The 18,701-nt window shown below is 69.3% G+C and carries 20 protein-coding genes and 1 pseudogene; 13 read left to right on the top strand and 8 right to left on the bottom strand.

The features are described from left to right. Positions 1-191 (bottom strand): annotated as a pseudogene (locus tag AC3WLE_RS29140) (DUF3108 domain-containing protein); the annotation flags it as partial. A gap of 52 nt (positions 192-243) precedes the next feature. Next, positions 244-1,077, bottom strand: a complete 834-nt coding sequence (locus AC3WLE_RS29135) for an IclR family transcriptional regulator (protein WP_492320772.1) — start codon at positions 1,075-1,077, stop codon at positions 244-246. Between the two features lie 179 nt (positions 1,078-1,256). On the opposite strand from AC3WLE_RS29135, the gene AC3WLE_RS29130 reads away from it, so the two are divergent. The 8 genes from AC3WLE_RS29130 to rfaE2 all read left to right on the top strand — a co-directional run bounded on the left by AC3WLE_RS29130 (position 1,257) and on the right by rfaE2 (position 8,750). Further along, the gene (locus AC3WLE_RS29130) at positions 1,257-2,255 is read left to right on the top strand and encodes a Bug family tripartite tricarboxylate transporter substrate binding protein (protein ID WP_492320773.1); all 999 of its coding nucleotides are present in this window, start codon (positions 1,257-1,259) and stop codon (positions 2,253-2,255) included. 82 nt (positions 2,256-2,337) lie between these two features. Further along, positions 2,338-3,318, top strand: a complete 981-nt coding sequence (locus AC3WLE_RS29125) for a fumarylacetoacetate hydrolase family protein (protein ID WP_492320774.1) — start codon at positions 2,338-2,340, stop codon at positions 3,316-3,318. 119 nt (positions 3,319-3,437) lie between these two features. Next, entirely contained in the window at positions 3,438-4,271 is an 834-nt protein-coding gene (locus AC3WLE_RS29120; RefSeq protein ID WP_492320775.1) for an enoyl-CoA hydratase/isomerase family protein, read from the top strand. Between the two features lie 74 nt (positions 4,272-4,345). Continuing rightward, positions 4,346-5,137 carry a polyhydroxybutyrate granule multifunctional regulator PhaM gene (phaM, locus tag AC3WLE_RS29115; protein ID WP_492320776.1) on the top strand — a complete coding sequence of 264 codons (792 nt, stop codon included), beginning with the start codon at positions 4,346-4,348 and terminating at the stop codon, positions 5,135-5,137. 36 nt (positions 5,138-5,173) lie between these two features. Further along, positions 5,174-6,439 carry a patatin-like phospholipase family protein gene (locus tag AC3WLE_RS29110; protein ID WP_492320777.1) on the top strand — a complete coding sequence of 422 codons (1,266 nt, stop codon included), beginning with the start codon at positions 5,174-5,176 and terminating at the stop codon, positions 6,437-6,439. A gap of 200 nt (positions 6,440-6,639) precedes the next feature. After that, complete coding sequence (locus AC3WLE_RS29105; protein ID WP_340525810.1) at positions 6,640-7,503, top strand: ferritin family protein; 864 nt, start codon at positions 6,640-6,642, stop codon at positions 7,501-7,503. A gap of 404 nt (positions 7,504-7,907) precedes the next feature. Beyond that, entirely contained in the window at positions 7,908-8,153 is a 246-nt protein-coding gene (locus AC3WLE_RS29100) for a hypothetical protein (RefSeq protein WP_492320778.1), read from the top strand. Positions 8,154-8,255: 102 nt separating this feature from the next. Beyond that, positions 8,256-8,750: a D-glycero-beta-D-manno-heptose 1-phosphate adenylyltransferase gene (gene rfaE2 / locus AC3WLE_RS29095; protein ID WP_010811504.1), complete on the top strand. Its 495-nt coding sequence runs from the start codon at positions 8,256-8,258 to the stop codon at positions 8,748-8,750. Between the two features lie 15 nt (positions 8,751-8,765). Here rfaE2 and AC3WLE_RS29090 read toward each other — a convergent pair whose 3' ends face one another. From AC3WLE_RS29090 to AC3WLE_RS29080, 3 genes are read right to left on the bottom strand one after another with little or no spacing between them, the layout of a single operon-like run. Next, entirely contained in the window at positions 8,766-9,482 is a 717-nt protein-coding gene (locus AC3WLE_RS29090; RefSeq protein WP_492320779.1) for an SPOR domain-containing protein, read from the bottom strand. 41 nt (positions 9,483-9,523) lie between these two features. After that, on the bottom strand, positions 9,524-10,366 hold the full coding sequence (locus tag AC3WLE_RS29085) for a type III pantothenate kinase (protein ID WP_492353295.1): 843 nt from the start codon (positions 10,364-10,366) through the stop codon (positions 9,524-9,526). Then, on the bottom strand, positions 10,363-11,244 hold the full coding sequence (locus tag AC3WLE_RS29080; protein WP_492357221.1) for a biotin--[acetyl-CoA-carboxylase] ligase: 882 nt from the start codon (positions 11,242-11,244) through the stop codon (positions 10,363-10,365). Before AC3WLE_RS29080 ends, AC3WLE_RS29085 begins: the two co-directional genes overlap by 4 nt. Positions 11,245-11,415: 171 nt before the next feature. On the opposite strand from AC3WLE_RS29080, the gene AC3WLE_RS29075 reads away from it, so the two are divergent. From AC3WLE_RS29075 to AC3WLE_RS29055, 5 genes are all read left to right on the top strand, one after another. Then, on the top strand, positions 11,416-12,552 hold the full coding sequence (locus AC3WLE_RS29075; RefSeq protein WP_492357220.1) for an MlaE family ABC transporter permease: 1,137 nt from the start codon (positions 11,416-11,418) through the stop codon (positions 12,550-12,552). Next, entirely contained in the window at positions 12,549-13,403 is an 855-nt protein-coding gene (locus AC3WLE_RS29070; RefSeq protein ID WP_492353297.1) for an ABC transporter ATP-binding protein, read from the top strand. The genes AC3WLE_RS29075 and AC3WLE_RS29070 overlap by 4 nt, the downstream gene beginning before the upstream one ends. Then, on the top strand, positions 13,400-14,341 hold the full coding sequence (locus AC3WLE_RS29065; protein WP_492320784.1) for an MlaD family protein: 942 nt from the start codon (positions 13,400-13,402) through the stop codon (positions 14,339-14,341). Before AC3WLE_RS29070 ends, AC3WLE_RS29065 begins: the two co-directional genes overlap by 4 nt. A gap of 70 nt (positions 14,342-14,411) precedes the next feature. After that, entirely contained in the window at positions 14,412-15,041 is a 630-nt protein-coding gene (locus AC3WLE_RS29060) for an ABC-type transport auxiliary lipoprotein family protein (protein ID WP_492320785.1), read from the top strand. 19 nt (positions 15,042-15,060) lie between these two features. Next, positions 15,061-16,311: a VanZ family protein gene (locus AC3WLE_RS29055; protein ID WP_492320786.1), complete on the top strand. Its 1,251-nt coding sequence runs from the start codon at positions 15,061-15,063 to the stop codon at positions 16,309-16,311. A gap of 3 nt (positions 16,312-16,314) precedes the next feature. On the opposite strand, the gene pcp is transcribed toward AC3WLE_RS29055, so the two are convergent. The 3 genes from pcp to AC3WLE_RS29040 are packed head-to-tail and all read right to left on the bottom strand — an operon-like array spanning position 16,315 to position 18,670. After that, complete coding sequence (gene pcp, locus AC3WLE_RS29050; RefSeq protein ID WP_492353298.1) at positions 16,315-16,965, bottom strand: pyroglutamyl-peptidase I; 651 nt, start codon at positions 16,963-16,965, stop codon at positions 16,315-16,317. 15 nt (positions 16,966-16,980) lie between these two features. Further along, on the bottom strand, positions 16,981-17,931 hold the full coding sequence (locus AC3WLE_RS29045) for a DUF979 domain-containing protein (RefSeq protein ID WP_492320788.1): 951 nt from the start codon (positions 17,929-17,931) through the stop codon (positions 16,981-16,983). Between the two features lie 10 nt (positions 17,932-17,941). Continuing rightward, the gene (locus tag AC3WLE_RS29040) at positions 17,942-18,670 is read right to left on the bottom strand and encodes a DUF969 domain-containing protein (RefSeq protein WP_492320789.1); all 729 of its coding nucleotides are present in this window, start codon (positions 18,668-18,670) and stop codon (positions 17,942-17,944) included. Positions 18,671-18,701: the final 31 nt, after the last annotated feature.

Raw genomic sequence — 18,701 nt, 5'->3', positions numbered from 1 at the left:
GCCCTGGGCTGCAGGCGCGGGCGCGGCACCGGCCGCGGCGCGGGTGGGGCTGGCGGCCTGGGCGGCGGCAGCAGCACCGCTTCCAGCGTGGGCGTGTTGCTGACATCCACCGGGATCAGCGGCCCCGGCATGCGCACGAAGCCCACCACGGCCAGCACGTGGACCAGCAGCACCAGGGCGATCACGATGATCCAGCGCCGCCGGCGCCAGACGCGGGGATCCGCGCCGGGCCGGGCGAGGGGATCAGGATTGGCCGGTTTCTCCGGCCGGGGTGGCTGCACCAAGGTAGCCAAGTTCCGATGAGAGCTGTTGGGCGATGTCGCGGATGCGACGATCCATCGTACCGCCCCATTCTGCATCGAATATGCTCTGCGCGCCCAGCACGATCAGCCCCATGGCCAGGTGGCCGTTGGCGTTGAACACCGGCATCGAGAACGCATTGATACCCGGCAGCACGCCGCCGAGCGTGCGCGCCGCGCCATGCGCGCGCACCTCGGCGCAGATCGCGTCGTATTCGGCCAGCGAGCGCGGCATGTCGGGCAAGCCGTCATTGCCGCGAGCGCCCAGCTCGCGTTCGATCAGCGGCAGGGTCTGCTTGCGCGGCAGGTAGGCGCCATACAGGCGCCCGGTGGCGGAGTTCAGCATCGGCATCACATCGCCCAGGCGCAGGCTGACGGTGACGGGATGGCTGGATTCCTCCCAGTGCACCACGGTGGGACCGTGGTTGCCCCACACGGCAATGCCGGCGGTCAGGTCCAGTTCGTCGCGCAGCTGCGACAGGATCGGGCGCGCCTTCTTGACCGGATCGAGACGGTTCAGCCCGGCCAGGCCCAGCTGCAGCGCGAACGGGCCCAGGTCATAGCGCCCGCTGACGGGGTCCTGCGCCACCGCGCCCAGCCGCATGAAGCTGACCAGATAGCGATGGGCCTTGGCCGGGTTCATGTCGGCGGCGGCTGCCAGGTCGCGCAGCATCATCGCGCGCGGCGACACCGCCAGCGCCTGCAGCAGCCTGAAGCCCACCTCGATGGACTGGATGCCGGAACGCAGCTTGGTGTCTTCTTCTTCGATCTCTGACATGCGGCGGATGGTTGGCTATCCCCAGGGGCCGGGGAAATTCGTAGGTAAATTTACTATAGCGAAATCGATTTACCAATTTTTAAGCCATCGGTAGACTTTCTTCGCAACAGACCTGGCCGGCGGCATGCCTCTCGTGCAAGCCCGCCCGAACCGGGCCCTTTTTAACACGGAGACAACCGATGCGCCCCCTTGGCCACTTCCGCCCCGCCCTCGCCGCATTGACGGCCGGTACCCTGTTTGCCGCCCTGTTCACCGGCAGCGCCCCCGCGCGCGCCGATGACTGGCCGTCGCAGCCGATCCGCTGGGTCGTGCCCTATCCCGCTGGCGGCGGCACCGACGTGGTGGCGCGCACCGTGGCCCAGGCCATTACCCCGGGGCTGGGCAAGCAGGTGGTGATCGACAACCGCCCGGGCGCGGCGACGATTGTCGGCGCCGATGCCGTGGCGCATGCCAAGCCCGACGGCTACACCGTGCTCACCGCCGACACCGCCACGCTGGCCGCCAATCCGTCGCTGTACAAGAAGCTGCCGTACAACCCGGACAAGGACTTCGTCTACATCGGCCAGCTTGCGCGCTTCCCGCTGGTGCTGGTGGCCAATCCCAATTTCCCGGCGCGCACGCTCAAGGAAGTGGTCGAGTACGCGCAGAAGAACCCGGGCAAGGTCAATTTCGGCTCGCCTGGCGCGGGCAGCCCGCACCACCTGGCAATGGAACTGTTCATGGACCAGACCCGGGTCAAGATGACGCACGTGCCCTACAAGGGCGCGGCGCCGGCGGTGCAGGACCTGCTCGCGGGCCAGGTCGACCTGATGTTCCTGGACCTGGCCTCGGGCCAGCAGAATGTGCAGGCGGGCAAGCTGCGCGCGCTCGGCGTGGCCACGCCCAAGCGCCTTGCCGTGCTGCCCAGCGTGCCGACCGTGGCCGAGGGCGGCGTGGCCGGCTTCGAGGCCTACGCCTGGCAAGGCATGGTGGCGCCGGCCGGCACGCCCAAGGCCGTGGTCACGCGCCTGAACGCCGAACTGGTCAAGGCGCTGAAGACGCCGGAGGTGCAGAAGAAGCTGGAAGGCGTGGGCGTGGAGGCGGTCTACAGCACGCCCGAGGAATTCGCCAGCTACGCGCGCGCCGAGGGCGAGCGCTGGGGCAAGCTGATCAAGGCCAAGGGCATCACCGTCGACTGACTGGCGCGCGGGCGCGCCACGGTAGACTAGCGGCCGCCGCGCCTGCGATGCAGGCGCCCCTGATCCCTACCCCATCGCACCCATGAAACTCGCAACCCTGAAGGACGGTTCGCGCGACGGCCAGCTGGTGGTCGTGTCGCGCGACCTGAAGCAAGCCCACTACGCCACCGACATCGCCGGCAAGCTGCAGACCGTGCTGGACGACTGGAATTTCTACGCGCCCCAGCTGCAGGACCTGTACGACGCGCTCAACGCCGGCCGCGCACGCCACCCCTTCGCGTTCGTCCCCAGGGACTGCATGGCGCCGCTGCCGCGCGCCTACCAGTGGGCCGACGGCTCGGCCTACGTCAACCACGTTGAACTGGTGCGCAAGGCGCGCGGCGCCGAAATGCCGCCCGAGTTCTGGACCGACCCGCTGATGTACCAGGGGGGCTCGGACGACTTCGTCGGGCCGCAGGACGATATCGTCTGCGCCAGCGAGGCGTTTGGCATCGACTTCGAGGCCGAGGTGGCCGTGATCACCGGCGACGTGAGGATGGGCGCCACGCCCGAGCAGGCCGGCGAAGCCATCCGGCTGGTGATGCTGGCCAACGATGTCTCGCTGCGCAACCTGATTCCGGCCGAACTGGGCAAGGGCTTCGGCTTCTTCCAGAGCAAGCCGGCCACGGCGTTCTCGCCGGTGGCGGTGACCCCCGACGAACTCGGCGAGGCCTGGCGCGAGCGCAAGGTGCACCTGCCGATGACCGTGCACTGGAACAGCAAGAAGGTGGGCCAGCCCGACTGCGGCACCGACATGGTGTTCGACTTCGGCCAGCTGATCGCGCATATCTGCAAGACGCGCAATGTGCGCGCCGGCAGCATCGTGGGCTCGGGCACGATCTCCAACGTCGACCGCAAGAAGGGCTACTGCTGCATTGCCGAGAAGCGCATGCTGGAAACCATCGATGAGGGCGAGCCCGCGACCGAGTTCATGAAGTTCGGCGACGCGGTCAAGATCGAGATGTTCGACGCACAGGGCCATTCGGTATTCGGCGCGATCGACCAGTTGGTGGCAGCGGCCTGACGCACGTTGGGGCCGCGGGGTGCGGTGGCGAGCCGGATGTGCATATAATTAACCGACCGATCGGTTGGCAAATAACGATGCATGCGGCGCGCCGCTAACCCCTTCCTCTCAGGCCCCCAATGACTACCCCCACCGCTGACTCCACCCCCCTCTCCCCCCGCTACGAGCGCTATCGCGCACTGACGCTGCGCCGCCACGGCCCCATCCTCGAAATCATCATGGGCGCGGCCCAGTCGGCCAACCAGAAGCTGGCCACGGCGGACGCCAGCATGCACCGCGAGCTGGCCGAGATCTGGCGCGACGTATCCGCCGACCCCGAGGTGCGCGTGGCGCTGATCCGCGGCGAGGGCAAGGGCTTCTCCGCCGGCGGCGACCTGGCGCTGGTGGAGGACATGGCCAACGACTTCGAGACCCGCACCCGCGTCTGGCACGAGGCGCGCGACCTGGTCTACAACGTCATCAACTGCGACAAGCCGGTGGTCTCCGCCATGCACGGTCCCGCTGTCGGCGCCGGGCTGGTGGCGGGCCTGCTGGCCGATATCTCGATCGCGGCCAGGAGCGCGCGCATCGTCGACGGCCATACCCGGCTGGGCGTGGCCGCGGGTGACCATGCCGCGATCGTGTGGCCGCTGCTGTGCGGAATGGCCAAGGCCAAGTACTATCTGATGCTGTGCGAGTCGGTCAGCGGCGAGGAAGCCGAGCGGATCGGCCTGGTCTCGCTGGCGGTGGAAGAGGACGAACTGGTGGCGCGCGCGTTCGAGGTGGCCAACCGGCTGGCGGCCGGGTCGCAGACCGCGATCCGCTGGACCAAGTACGCCCTCAACAACTGGCTGCGCATGGCCGGCCCCGCCTTCGATACCTCGCTGGCGCTTGAATTCATGGGCTTTGCCGGCCCCGACGTGCACGAAGGCGTGGCGAGCCTGCGCCAGAAGCGGCCGCCACAGTTCAGGTAACGACGACGCAGCCGCCGGCCCGACGGGCCCTCCTGGCCAATCCCGGGGCTGCGCCGCACACGGAGCGCTCGACCATGTTCGGACAGATTCCCGATTTCACCAACGGCTTCGACTTCATGCGCCGGCTGTGGGGCAGCGGCAGCGGCATGCCCGCCGGCATGATGCCCGGCCTGCAGGCAATGACGCCGCCGATGGACCTCGACGACCTCGACAAGCGCATTGCCGACCTGAAGGCGGTGGAGAGCTGGCTGCAACTGAACACCAACCTGCTGCGCACCACCATCCAGGGCCTGGAAGTGCAGCGCGCCACGCTGGTGGCGCTGCAGACCTTCGGCAACGCGCTGTCGCCCGAGGCCATGCAGTCCGCCATGGAAAACGTCGCGCGCGCGGCCAACACGCCCAGCGCCGCTGCGCCGGAGCGCGCCGCCGGCGCGGATGCCGGCAGCGGTGCGCAACCGGAGCCGCCTGCCGCCGAGCACCCGCAAGCTGCGGCAAGCGACACCGATTCCACCTTGCCGCCCAATGCCGCACTGTGGTGGGACCTGCTGCAACAGCAGTTCAACCAGATCGCCAGCAGCGCCGCCGCGGCCAGCATCGCCCCGTTCGGCATGGGCGGCGTGGGCGGCTTCGGCGCCGCAGCCGGCCCCGACGCCGCAGCGCAAGCGGCGGCTGCAAAGCCGAAGACGGACGCGCCTGGCAAGGCCGCCTCCGCCGGCACGGGCAAGCCTGCCGCCAGGAAAGCGCCGGTAAAGAAGGCGCCGGCCAAGAAGGCGGCCAAGGCAAAGCCGGCCAAGGACGCGGGCAACGGCGATGACAATGGCAAGAACGGGGGCAGCAACGGCGCCAACGGCAGCAGCGCAGCCTGACCGCCAGATACCCGACAAATCGTCCACACCAACGCAATGCACCGCGAGTCCTTCCCGCCCCCCCACCGCGCGCTGCAATCCGGACCCAACCCCGCCGCCACCGCGCTGATCATGATGGGCGGCGGCGCGCGCGCCGCCTACCAGGCTGGCGTGCTGAGCGGGCTGGCGCGCATTGCCGCGCGGCACGGCAAGGGCCATGGCGCGATGCCCTTCGGCATCATCGCCGGAACCTCGGCAGGGGCGATCAACGGCGCCGGGCTGGCGATCCAGGCGGGGGACTTCCAGGCCGCCACGCAGAGCCTGGCGGCGCTGTGGCACAGCATCCATGCCGACGACGTCTACCGCACCGACGTGCTGCGCGTGGGCATGTCGGGTGCGCGCTGGCTGTCGACGCTGGCGCTGGGCTGGGCCACGCAGCGGCGCGCGCCCCGCGCCCTGTTCGACAACACCCCGCTGGGCAGCATGCTGGGCGAGCTGTTCGAGCCCGAGCGCGTGCAGGCCAGCCTGGACAGCGGTGCGCTGCAGGCCTTCGCGGTCACTGCGCTGTCCTACAGCACCGGGCGCCACGTGACCTTCTACCAGTCGCACCACCGCATCCATCCGTGGCACCGCAGCCAGCGCATTGCGATCCCGGCGCAGATCACGGTGGACCACCTGCTGGCATCCGCTTCGATCCCGTTCCTGTTCCCGGCGATGCCGCTGGAGCTGGACGGCCACCATGAGTGGTTCGGCGACGGCACCATGCGGCAGATGTCGCCGCTGTCGCCGGCGATCCACCTGGGCGCGTCGCGCGTGCTGGCGATCGGCGCAGCCTCGCGCCAGCGCTCGGGCTGGTACGACACCATGCCGGCCGGCGGCTACCCGTCGCTGGCGCAGGTGGGCGGACAGGCGCTGGCCAGCATCTTCCTGGACGGCCTCAACGCCGACCTGGAACGGCTGCTGCATATCAACCGCCTGCTGGCGCGCATGCCGGAGCTGGCCGGCGACCGCGAGGGCTGGCGCCCGGTGCAGGTGATGACGATCTCCCCCAGCGAGCCGATCGAAGCCATTGCCGCCGAGCACCAGAAGCAGCTGCCGCGCACGGTGCGCGCGCTGCTGGCGCCACTGGGCGGCACCGAGGCGCGCGGCGCCGCCTTCGCCAGCTACCTGCTGTTCGAACCCGCCTTCACCCAGGCCCTGATGGCACTGGGCGAGCGCGATGCCGAGGCCCAGGCGGACGAACTGGCGGCGTTCCTGTTCGGCGTCGTCCCGGGCACGCCACCGGCCGCGCTGCCGGTGGACGAACGCGCGCTTTCGCCCTGAGCACCCGCCCGCACATGGGGTCCTGCCAGGCGCCGCGGCTGGCACATTGGCCCCTCGGCGCTCCGCTGATCGCCCGCAATATGCAGCCCGCTGCGCCAAACCGCGTCAAAAAGCGTTGCATTTGCCCCGATCCGGACTAAAAAAGGAGAAGAGAATAATTCGCATCTGGTAGAATCTGCCCGTAATTTCAAAGGCTTACCATGCTCTACCCCGAACTGTTCAAATCGTTGGAAGCCGTCCGCTGGCACATGGACAAGGACATCCCCTGGGACTCCTTTGACGCCAGCATGCTGACGGACGACCAGGCCAAGACCATTCGCATGAACGCGATCACGGAATGGTCCGCCTTGCCCGCGACCGAGATGTTCCTGCGCGACAACCGCCACGATTCTGATTTTTCGGCGTTCATGAGCATCTGGTTCTTCGAGGAACAGAAGCACTCGCTGGTGCTGATGGAGTACCTGCGCCGCTTCCGCCCGGACCTGGTGCCGACCGAGGAAGAACTGCACGCGGTGCGCTTCGAGTTCGACCCGGCTCCGCCGCTGGAAACCCTGATGCTGCATTTCTGCGGCGAGATCCGCCTGAACCACTGGTACCGCCGCGCCGCCGAATGGCACACGGAACCGGTGATCAAGCATATCTACCGCACCCTGTCGCAGGATGAAGCCCGCCATGGCGGCGCCTACCTGCGCTACATGAAGAAGTACCTGGCGCAGTTCGGCGACAGCGCGCGCGCCGCCTTTGCCAAGATCGGCGTGCTGATGGCCTCGGCCCGCCGCACCGAGAAGCCGCTGCATCCGACCAACCTGCACGTCAACAAGGCGCTGTTCCCCAACGACACGGTGCAGTCGCGCCTGCCGGACCCGGACTGGCTCGAGCACTGGCTGGACGAGCAGATCCGCTTTGACGAAGGCTGGGAGAAGAAGGTCATCGAACGGATCCTGCACAACATGTCGCTGCTGTTCGAACGCACCTTCGAAACCGTGCAGGACCTGAACCGCTACCGCAAGGAACTGAACGCCAGCCTGCAAGGCACGGGCGGAGCCCAGCCGGCGCAAGCCTGAGCGGCCAGTCCGACGGCACGAAAAAAAGCCCCGCCGAAGCGGGGCTTTTCTTTTCCCTTCTTTTGCCTTGACGCATTCCCGACAAATGCGACCCGCCGCGGCGCACCGGACCTGGTCCGGCTGTGGCGGGTATTCCGCAATGCTGATTTCCTTGTCCTGGAAATTCAAGCGCCTGGCATGATAAACGAGCCAGCTGCCACGCAGGTAGTAGCCGGTTACTACATTGCTCCATTCCCGTCCCGCGCACTGCCGCGCTCTCGCGCGGCGGCGGCAAACCCATCCCTGGCGCCCGCTTATCGAATAGATTTATATCCGGAAATAGAATATTTAAATCACGCTTCAATTACCCTGGCCATCAATTCGATGTAAATCCAGCATTACGAATTCATTTAATTCGCGGTGTAATGCCTCGCATCGGAATTAGCGCCAGCCGCAGCTGGCAATTCTCCGCAGCGCCATTTACCCGGTGGCATCGCGGCACTTGGGGCGGCAACGCGCAGGCCGCGCATATCGACGCCGTGCGGCAGGCGCTGCAGGGCACCTTGCGCGGCATTGCCACCGCGCCGGTGCAGCAGGCCCGGCCGGTCTCCGATCCGGCAGCCAGGGATGTCGCCAACGACGCGGCCATGAGGCTGTGCGTGACGGGGTAACCAGGACCCCGCCGCCGGCGGGGACCCCAAGAAGGGGTACCATCTCGGGCAAGCACGCCGGCTCCGACCAGGGGCCGGCCTCCACTTTCCGATGCCGACCCCATGTCCGTACCCGCTTTCGAATCCAAGCTGACCCTGCCCGACACCCCCGCCGCGCTGGCCGCGCGCATCGCCGCCTTGCCGCGCCCGCTGGTGTTCACCAATGGCGTCTTCGACATCCTGCACCGCGGCCATGCCACCTACCTGGCACAGGCGCGCGCACTGGGCGCAAGCCTGGTGGTCGGCGTCAACAGCGATGCTTCCGTAAAGATGCTGGGCAAGGGCGACGACCGCCCGCTGAACCATGAATCGGACCGCATGGCGCTGCTGGCCGCGCTGGAATCGGTCGACCTGGTGGCGATGTTCCGCGAGCAGACCCCGGTGGAGCTGATCCGCCTGGTGCGCCCCGACATCTACGTCAAGGGCGGCGACTACGATATCGACACGCTGGAAGAAACCCGGCTGGTGCGCAGCTGGGGCGGCCAGGCCTACGCCATCCCCTTCCTGCACGACCGCTCGACCACCAAGCTGCTGACCAGGGTGCGCCAGGGCAGCTAAGGCAGCCCAGGGCGCTCAGGAGCAGGCCAGCACGTCCTCGGCGCCGTAGCGCTGGCGCATGGCCTCGAGCCGGGCACGCGCCGCGTGGTCGGCATCGCGCACGCGCAGCCACTGCCGCGTGAGCGGCCGCGCGGCCTCGGTCAGCATGGCGGTACGCACGCCGTGGCCGCGCAGGGTATCGAGATACTGCTCGGCACGCTCGCGCTCGCGGAAGAGTCCCAGCGACACCGTATAGGTGGCGGTCTCGGGCGTGCCGGCGGTCACGAGCGAGTACTCGGTCACATTACGCCGGCGCAGTTCGGCCAGCTTGCGCTCGGCATGCTCGCGCGTGGGCTGCGCGGGCAGATGGACCCACCAGCGCACCTGTTCCTGCCGCGCGAACGCTTCCACGCGCAGCGCGGCGGCGGCCAGGTCTTCAGTGGCACGGCGCGCCGCCTGGGCGCTGAAGCCACCGATCTCGATGCAGGCTGCCGCCAGCGTGGCCGACGGCAGCGCGCTGCGCGGTGCGGCACCCGCCGCCGGTGCCGACGCCGGCGCCTGCACCCGCATCCGCTCCCCACGAACTTGCTGCTGCAGCCGCTGCGGTTCACGCGGGGTTTCAAACCAGCCGGCCAGCGGGTTCGCGCCGAACACCCCCAGCACCGCTCCCAGCAGCACGGCATTGGCGAGCAGCAGCAACAGCGGGACGATGCGTGGCGAGCGTGGCCGGGCGGGCTGGCCTGGGGCGGTCATGGGTCGGGGCGGATTGAGGCGTGTGGGAAGTTGCGCTGCGGCTAGTCGCCGGACGATGCCATCGCGTGCAGGCCGAGCAGCACCAGATTATCGTGCATCTCGAACGGCACGGCGAGCGCGCCTGCCAGCGCGCCGCGGGCACCGCCGGACAGCAGGCAGCGCACGGCACGACGCGCCGGCCCGCGCTCGCCCAGCGCGCGCCAGGTGCGTTCGATGGCGCCGGCCTGCGCGGCCTGGCAGCCCGCGGCAATGGCGTCGTGCGTATTGTCGGCCCAGCGCAGGTGCGCGCCGGCCACGGTGCCGGCATCGTCCACGTCCAGCGCCGGCAGCTGCGCGGTGTTGCGTGCCAGCGTGCCCAGCATCAGCGCCAGCCCGGGCAGGATCAGGCCGCCCTCGAAGCGCGCGCTGCCATCCGCCGCGGCCGTGACGATATCCAGCGTGGTGGCCGTGCCCGCGGTCACCACTAGCAGCGTGTCGTGCGGCAGCCAGCGGTGCGCGCCGATGGCGCCGACCCAGCGATCCACGCCCAGTTGCGTGGGCTCGCGGTAGCCGTTGGCCAGGTTGCCGTGCGCGGCGGCGCTGCGCACCCATTGCACCGGCGCACAGGCCCCGAAGGCGTCGGCCAGCGCGGCATCCACGGCGGCCGCGATCACCGGCCCGGCGACGTTGCTGATCCACACCGACGGCATCGGCCCGCTGCCACGCAGCGCGCGCAGGTCAGCGGCCAGCGCCTGCAGTGCGCCGGCGTCGGCATGGGTAACCGCGCCGCCGTGCTGCCACGGCGTGGGCAGCGCGCCGGTGGCGGGCAGCGCCGCACCAGCTTCGCACCAGGCCCACTTGAGGCGGGTATTGCCGATATCGATCAGCAGACGCGGCGCGCTCATGCGCTGTCTCCCTGCCCCGGCGCGGGCCGCAGCGACAGCTCGCCGCTGGCGATGCGCTCGAGCCCCGCCGGCGTTTCCAGCAGCAGGTGGCCAGCCTCGTCGACGCCGCGCGCCATGCCTTCGGCGATCACCTTGCCCTCGTGCAGCAGCCGCACCGGCTGGTCGCGGTAGGCATCGGCCGCGGACCAGCGCCGCGCCATCGGCCCGAAACCGTGCGCCAGGAACGCGGTGCGCATGGCCGCCAGCCGTTCCAGCAGCGCGGCCAGCAGGCGCGGGGCATCGCGCTGCGCGTCGAAGCCGGGCATGGCCTCGGCCACGCCAGCCAGCTCGCGGCCCAGCGCCGCCTCCATCTGCGCGTCGCGCACCAGGTTCAGGCCGATGCCGATCACAGCCCAGACCCGCTGCGGCCCGGCGGGCACCGACTCGATCAGGATGCCGGCCAGCTTGCGGCCATCGATCTGGAGGTCGTTGGGCCATTTCAGCCCGATCCGTGCGCCGAGTCGCGCATCGACATCGCCCAGGGCCTCGGCCAGCGCCAGGCCCACGGCCAGGCTCAGGCCGCTCAGTTGCGCCGGCGCCAGCGCCAGCGGCAGTGCCACCGAGAAGGTCATGCCTGCCTGCCCCTGCCACGGCCGGCCCTGGCGCCCGCGCCCGGCGGTCTGGCGGTAAGCCAGGCGCAGCCTGGCGGCGTCGGTCCACGGCGCCTGGCGGCAGGCCGCGGTCAGGTCGGCATTGGTGGAGCCGGTTTGCTCCACCAGCTCCAGCGTCCAGTCGCTCAGCGCGGGCGACAGCATGCCGCGCAGCGCGCCGGCATCGATGCGCCAGTTGGCGCCGGATGGGGCGGAAGGGTCGGATGGAGTCGGAGGAACGGCGGACATGCGCGGCAAAGGGTTGGGATCGATGGCGATCGTAGAAAACACAGGCGGGGACGGGGTGCGGCCCGGCTGCCTGCGGCAGATGCCGCATTGTAGCCGCGCCGCCGCCTCGGCACGGCGCGGTCGCGCCAGCGGGGCGGGTGGCTTAGAATCGAGACTCGGCCATCACATCGCATGCCCTTGGAACGCCAGACGACGCCAGACTTCCATATCACGCGCGGGGACGGAACCGTCAGCGTAGCGCTGCGTGGCGACTGGACCGCGCTCGCCCTGGCCGGCTGCCGCCAGGCGCGGCAGCTGCGCGCGCAACTGCGCGAGCTGGCGCAGGCGCAGGACGGCGCGCAGTGGTCGCTGGCAGACGTGGAGCGGCTGGACCACATCGGCGCGCATCTGCTGTGGCAGGCCTGGAACGGCCAGCTGCCGCAGCAGCTGGATGCCACCGACGGCCAGCGCCGCGTGTTCGAGCGCATCGCCGCGGTACACGACGAGGGCTGGAAGAAGCACATGGTGGACCGCTTCAACCCGGTCACGCTGTTCGGCGCCAACGTGCTGTCGTTCGGCGCGCAGCTGCGCAGCGGCATCACCATGCTGGGCCAGCTCGCTTTCGACCTGCTGCGCTTTGCGGGCGTGCCGCAGCGCGGCCCATGGCGCGAGATCTCGGCCAATATCTACAACGTGGGCTACAAGGCGCTGGGCATCACCGCGCTGGTCGGCTTCCTGATCGGCATCGTGCTGTCCTACCTGTCGGCCAACCAGCTGCGCACCTTCGGCGCCAGCACCTTTATCGTCAACATCCTGGGCATGGCGGTGATCCGCGAGCTGGGCCCGGTGCTGGCGGCGATCCTGATCGCGGGGCGCTCGGGTTCGGCCATCACCGCGCAGATCGGCGTGATGCGCGTGACCGAGGAGCTCGACGCGATGCGCGTGATGGGCATCTCGCACGGCTTCCGGCTGATCATGCCGCGCGTGATCGCGCTGGCCATCGCCATGCCGCTGCTGGTGGCGTGGACCGACGTGATGGCGCTGGCCGGTGGCATGCTGGCCGCGCGCATGCAGTTGGGCATCAGTGCCACCTTCTTCCTGCGCGAGCTGCCCGATGCGGTGCCGGTAGCCAACCTGTGGCTGGGCCTGGGCAAGGGCGTGGTGTTCGGCATCCTGATCGCCCTGACCGCATGCCACTTCGGGCTGCGCATCAAGCCCAATACGCAAAGCCTGGGCGAAGGCACCACCGCCTCGGTGGTGACCGCGATCACCATCGTGATCCTGGCCGACGCGGTCTTCGCCGTCCTGTTCAAGGACGTGGGCCTGTGAGCGCCGCGCCAGCTACCGCCACCCAGGACGGGAAGGTCCAAAAGGACCGCACCCCGGTCATCGAGGTGCGCAACCTGGTCAAGCGCTTCGGCAAGGCCATGGTGCATGACCACGTGAACCTGGACGTCTACCGCGACGAGGTGCTGTCGATCGTGGGCGGGTCCGGCAGCGGCAAGACCGTGCTGCTGCGCCAGATCGTGGGGCTGGAGCGGCCCACCTCGGGCAGCATCAAGGTGTTCGGCGAGGACCCGACCCGGCTGCGCCCGGCGCAGCTGCAGGCGCTGCGCAACCGCTGGGGGCTGCAGTTCCAGCGCGGCGCACTGTTCTCGGCGCTGTCGGTGATCGACAATATCGCGCTGCCGCTGCGTGAGCTGCGCGCGCTGCCCGACAACCTGATCTGCCAGGCCGCGCTGCTCAAGCTGCAGTTGGTGGGCCTGTCGGCGCGCGATGCCGACAAGATGCCGTCGGACCTGTCCGGCGGCATGATCAAGCGCGTGGCGCTGGCGCGCGCGCTGGCGCTGGAGCCCGAGCTGCTGTTCCTGGACGAGCCCACCGCCGGGCTGGACCCGATGGCCTCGGACGACTACGTGGCGCTGATCCGCGAACTGCGCCGCGAACTGGGCCTGACCGTGGTGATGATCACGCACGACCTGGACACGCTGGTGGCGTTGTCCGACCGCGTCGCGGTGCTGGCCGACCACAAGGTGATCGCCGCGGCGCCGATCCCTGAAGTGGTGAAGGTGGACCACCCCTTCATCCGCGAGTATTTCCTGGGCGAGCGCGCCCAGCGCGCCATGCAGGCGCTGCAGCTGCACGCGCAGCCGGATGCGCCGCCCCCTGGAGAAGCATGATGGAAAACAAGTCACACGCATTCCTTGCCGGCGTGTTCACCATCGGCCTGGCCGTGCTGGTGCTGTTCGCGATCTTCTGGTTCAGCACCGACCACGCGGTGCGCGTGCCGTATGACCTGATCACACGCTCCACCGTCAACGGTCTGCAGCCGCAGGGCGATGTGAAATACCGCGGGCTTGCGGTGGGCAAGGTCGAGTCGATCAAGTTCGACCCGCAGGTGCCGGGCCAGATCATTGTGCGCGTCAACGTCAACAAGGACACGCCGATCACGCGCACCACCTATGGCACGCTGGGCTTCCAGGGCGTGACCGGAATCGCCTACGTGCAGCTGGACGACAGCGCTACGCACGACGGCGCCACGGCCTCGCCGCCGCTGCCGACCTCGCCCAAGGCGGTGGCGCGCATCGCCATGCGCCCCGGCTTCTTCGAAGAGCTGGAAAAGCGCGGCGATTCGCTGCTAACCCAGACTGAAACGCTGATGGCCTCGCTCAACGACATGTTCCAGGGCGCCAACCGCGCCGAACTGATGGCCGCGATCCGCTCGGTGCGCAAGACCGCCGAGGACTACTCGCGGCTGTCCGATTCGCTGGGCCCGGCCGCCAACCGGCTGCCGAAGGTGACCGAGAACCTGAACGCCACGCTGGAATCGACCCGGCGCCTGACGCAGGAGCTGGCCAACCCCAACGGCACGGTGATGCGCACCGTCGACAGCGTCGGGCGCGACCTGCAGGGCGCGGCCTCGTCGGTGCAGTCCGCGGCGGGCACCTTCAGCGAAGAGACCCTGCCGCAGCTCAATGGCCTGGCCCGCGACGCGCGCCAGACCGCGCGCACCTTCGAGCGCGCCGCCGGCCAGTTCAACGAAAGCCCGAGCAGCGTGCTGTTCGGCGCGCCCGCGCCCGCGCCGGGTCCGGGCGAGCCGGGCTTCAGCGCACCGTAGCGCGGCCCGCATGCCGCCCCTCACCCGATACCGCCAACCGCGAGATACCGCCGTGAACCCTGCGACCGAGATGCCACGCTTGCTCCGATCCGCGCGCTCCCGCCTCCAGGCCGCCCTGCTGCTGGCCGCCGCGGGGCTGGCGCTGTCAGGCTGCGCGCTGACGCGCGGCAACGACCCCACCGTCACCTACGACCTCGGCCCGCCGGCCGCCACCCCACCCGGCAACGGGAACCCTGCGCCGGCGCGGCTGCCCAAACTGCGCGTGGCGCAGACCGACGGGCCCAACTGGCTGGATGGCAACGCCCTCTTCTACCGGCTGCAGTATGCGCAGGCGCAGCGCCTGCAGGCCTACGCCACGCAGCGCTGGGTGATGTCGCCCACGCGCCTGTTCGACGAGCGGCTGCGCGAGGCCGTGGCCGCGCGCGGCACGCTGAGCTGGTTCGGCGACAGCAGCGTGCCGGCGCTGAAGGTGGACCTGATCGAGTTCGACCAGGTGTTCGACAGCGCCACCACCAGCGAAGGCGTGGTGCGGCTGCGCGCCACGGTGTTCCAGCATGGCATGCTCGGCCAGCAGACCTTCGAGGCACGCCGGCCCGCTGCCAGCGCCGATGGCGCCGGCGGCGTCAAGGCCCTGGCCGAGGCCAGCGACGCGGTGATCGCGGCGCTGCTCGACTGGATCGGCACGCTGCAGCTAAAGTAGACACGCAAGGAGAAATGCCATGGAGCCGGCTCCCCCGCCGCCCTCCGCGCCGCCCCCGGCGGCTCAGTCAACGCCGGAAGCCTCCGGCCCGCAGCACTCGCCGCTGGCCCGGGTGGGGCTGATTTGCTTCACGCTGCTGGTCGTGTACGCCAGCCTGTACCCGTTCTCGGGCTGGGTCGACAACGGCGTTTCGCCGTTTGCCTTCCTGAGCGCGCCCAAGCCGCGCTACATCACCGACTTCGATCTGCTGACCAATGTGCTGGGGTACTTCCCGTTCGGCGCGCTGGTGGTGCTGTCGCTGCATCCGCGCATGTCGGGCGGGCGCGCCACGCTGGTGGCGCTGGTGGCCGGGACGCTGCTGGCGGCCTGCATGGAGGCCTTCCAGACCTGGCTGCCAAGCCGCATCTCTTCCAATATCGACCTGATCACCAATGCGCTGGGCGCGCTGCTGGGAGGCGCGGTGGTGGCGCCGTTCACCCGGGCCCTGATCGACGACGGGCGCCTGACCCGCCTGCGCCATGCGTGGTTCGAGCCGCACGCCAGCTTTGCCATCATCCTGCTGCTGCTGTGGCCGTTTGCGCAGGTGTTTCCGCAAGAACACCTGTTCGGCATGGGCGGCATCGTGCGCGAATGGCTGACCGACCCGGAGTCCTGGCCGATGCAGGCGCTGCAGATGGTGTTCCCGCAGCTTGAGGCCTGGCAGGACCATATCGGCCTGCGGCCCGAGGACATGCAGAGCCAGCAGTTGCTGGAATCGCTGGTGACCGCCAGCAGCTGGGTCGGCACCGGCCTGTTCGCCTCGATCGCGATGCGCCGCAGCGCGCCGATGCTGCGCATCCTGGCCGGCCTGCTGGCCGCGGCGCTGCTGCTCAAGGCCACCGCGGCCGAACTGCAGTTTCCGTCCGAGAGCGCCTTTGTCTGGCTGTCCGAGGGCGGCCGCTTTGCCCTGCTGACCAGCTCGCTGGTGCTGGCGCTGCTGCTGTACCTGCCGCGCTGGCTGCGCGCGGTGCTGGCAATGGTGGCGCTGATCGTGCTGGTGGTGCTGACCAATGTGCTGCCATCCAACCCCTATGCGTGGATCTCGGAGCAAGGCTGGCGCATGGGCCGCTTCATCCACTTCAACAGCCTGGCGCAATGGCTGGGCTGGCTGTGGCCATTCCTGGCGTTCTGCTATGTGACCTGGCGCTTCGAACAGGTCAGCCTGCGCCGCCATGCCATGAAAAAAGCCGCGGCGCGCCGTGAGGCGGCCGCGGCCGGTACGCAGGAATAGGCACTAATGCAGTTGCCCGCCTTGCTCGCGCACATCGGCGCGGGTCGACAGCGCCGCCGCCACCGCCGCGCGCAATCCCTTCACCAGCGTTTCCTGCGCCAGGCTGGGCTGGCCCGGATGGCGCGCCGCCTGCTCGGGCAGGTAGGGGATATGGATAAAGCCACCGCGCACGTCGCCATCCGGCTGCTGCGCCAGCCGGTGCATCAGCCCATAGAAGACATGGTTGCAGACGAAGGTGCCGGCGGTCTGCGACACCGAGGCCGGCACGCCCGCCGCGCGCATGTCGCGCACCATCGCCTTGATCGGCAGCGTGGCAAAGTAGGCGGCCGGGCCGCCCGCGACGATGGCGGTATCGATCGGCTGGGCGCCGGCGTTGTCGGCAATGCGCGCATCGTCGACATTGATCGCCACGCGCTCCACCGACATTTCGGCGCGCCCGCCGGCCTGGCCCACGGCAATCACCAGCGCGGGCCCCAGCACGTCGACCAGCTCGCCGATGGTATCGATCGCCGCGCCGAACACGCACGGCAGCTGCCGCGCCACGATCACCGCGTCGCCCACGCGCTCGCCGTCGAGCACGCGCACGGCCTCCCATGAGGGATTGATCGGTTCATTCTCGAACGGCTCGAAGCCGGTCAGCAGCACAGTACGCATGGCAGGGCTCCGCGGTTACATCAGGAAGTACAGCAGCGCGATATTGGCCACCAGGATCGCCAGCGCGGTCGGCACCTGCGCGCGGATCACGGCGTTCTTGTCGTCGAGTTCCAGCAGCGCCGCCGGCACGATATTGAAGTTGGCCGCCATCGGCGTCATCAGCGTACCGCAATAGCCCGAGAACATGCCGATCGCCGCCATCACCGCCGGGTTGCCGCCGAACATGCCGACCAGGATCGGCACGCCCACGCCGCCGGTCATCACCGGGAAGGCCGCGAAGCCGTTGCCCATGATCACGGTGAACAGCGCCATGCCGACGCAATAGACCGCCACCGCCACCAGCTTGTAGTCCATGTTGATATAGGCGGTGGACAGGTGCGCCACGGCCTTGCCCACGCCCGCGTCGGCGAACACCAGGCCCAGCATCGCCAGCATCTGCGGCAGCACCAGCGCCCAGCCCAGCGACTCGGTCAGCCGGCGCGACTCGCGCAGGCCCTGCGCCACGGTGTCGCGCGTGAGCCAGCACACCACCGCCAGCGAGATCAGGCAGCCGATCCCCAGCGAGACAAAGGTCACGTTCTTGGGATCGAGCAGCGGCAGGCCGGCGATCTTGACGTCCTTGAACAGCATGGTGCCGATCACCGTCACCAGCGGGATCAGCAGCGCCGGGATGAACAGCTTGTTGCCCAGGCGGCGCGCACTGGCGCGGCGTTCTTCCTCGGGCAGGCTGTGGTGCTTGCCGTGGCCGACGCCGCCGAAGCCCGCAATCAGCGCCATCACCACCGCGCCGATGCCGACCGCGGCCGGCGGCAGCCGGTCGCCAATCAGGAACACGATCGCGTACAGCAGCCAGAACAGGCCGGTGCTGAGGCGGCGCGGATGCTCGCGGTCGGCGAAGGTCATCAGCGCGGTGATCGCCAGCACCAGGCCGGCGAGCCAGTAGAGATATTCGATGGAAACGATCATGGCGGGCTCCTTACTCCGCGCTCTTGGCAGGCACGGCGGCCGCGGCGGCCTTGCCGCCCAGTTCGCGCTCGAGCCAGCGGTCCAGGCGCTTCAGGCGCACGGCGTGGATCAGGAAGGCGCAGATCGCCGTGGGGATGCCCCACACGGCAATATGCAGCGGCTCCACGTCGATGTTCGACGACAGCAGGAAGGTATGCATCAGCGCGATCGCGCCGAAGGCCACGAAGATGTCCTCGCCAAAGAACAGGCCGACATTGTCGGTGGCGGCGCAGAACGCCAGCACGCGCTGGCGCACCGGCTCGGGCAGGTGGCCGAAGCGGTTCTCGGCCGCACCCTCGGCCATCGGCGCCAGCAGCGGGCGCACCATCTGCGGGTGCCCGCCCAGGCTGGTCAGGCCGATCGCGGCGGTCAGCTCGCGCACGCCCAGGTAGACGATCAGCAGGCGGCCAACCGTGGCCGAGGCAATGCGCGCGATCCATGCCTGCGCATGCTCGCGCAGCCCGTGCCGCTCCAGCAGGCCGATCACGGCCAGCGGCAGCAGGATGATCAGCGGCAGGTTGCGCGCCTTGACGAAGGCGGTGCCGATCGCCGAGAAGATCTGCATCAGCGGCATCGGCGCGGCCAGCCCCGTGGCCAGCGCGGCGAGCACCACCACCAGCATGGGATTGAAGCGCAGCACGAAGCCGATGATGATGACGCCGACCCCGACAAGGGGCCAGAGATTGACTGCCTGTTCCATAAGAGACACCAAACGAATGTGACGGAGGCGA

This window comes from Cupriavidus sp. FW306-1B-F12B, assembly GCF_058781795.1.
Note: the sequence above shows the minus strand (reverse complement) of the source record. Positions and strands in the feature narration are given on the sequence as shown.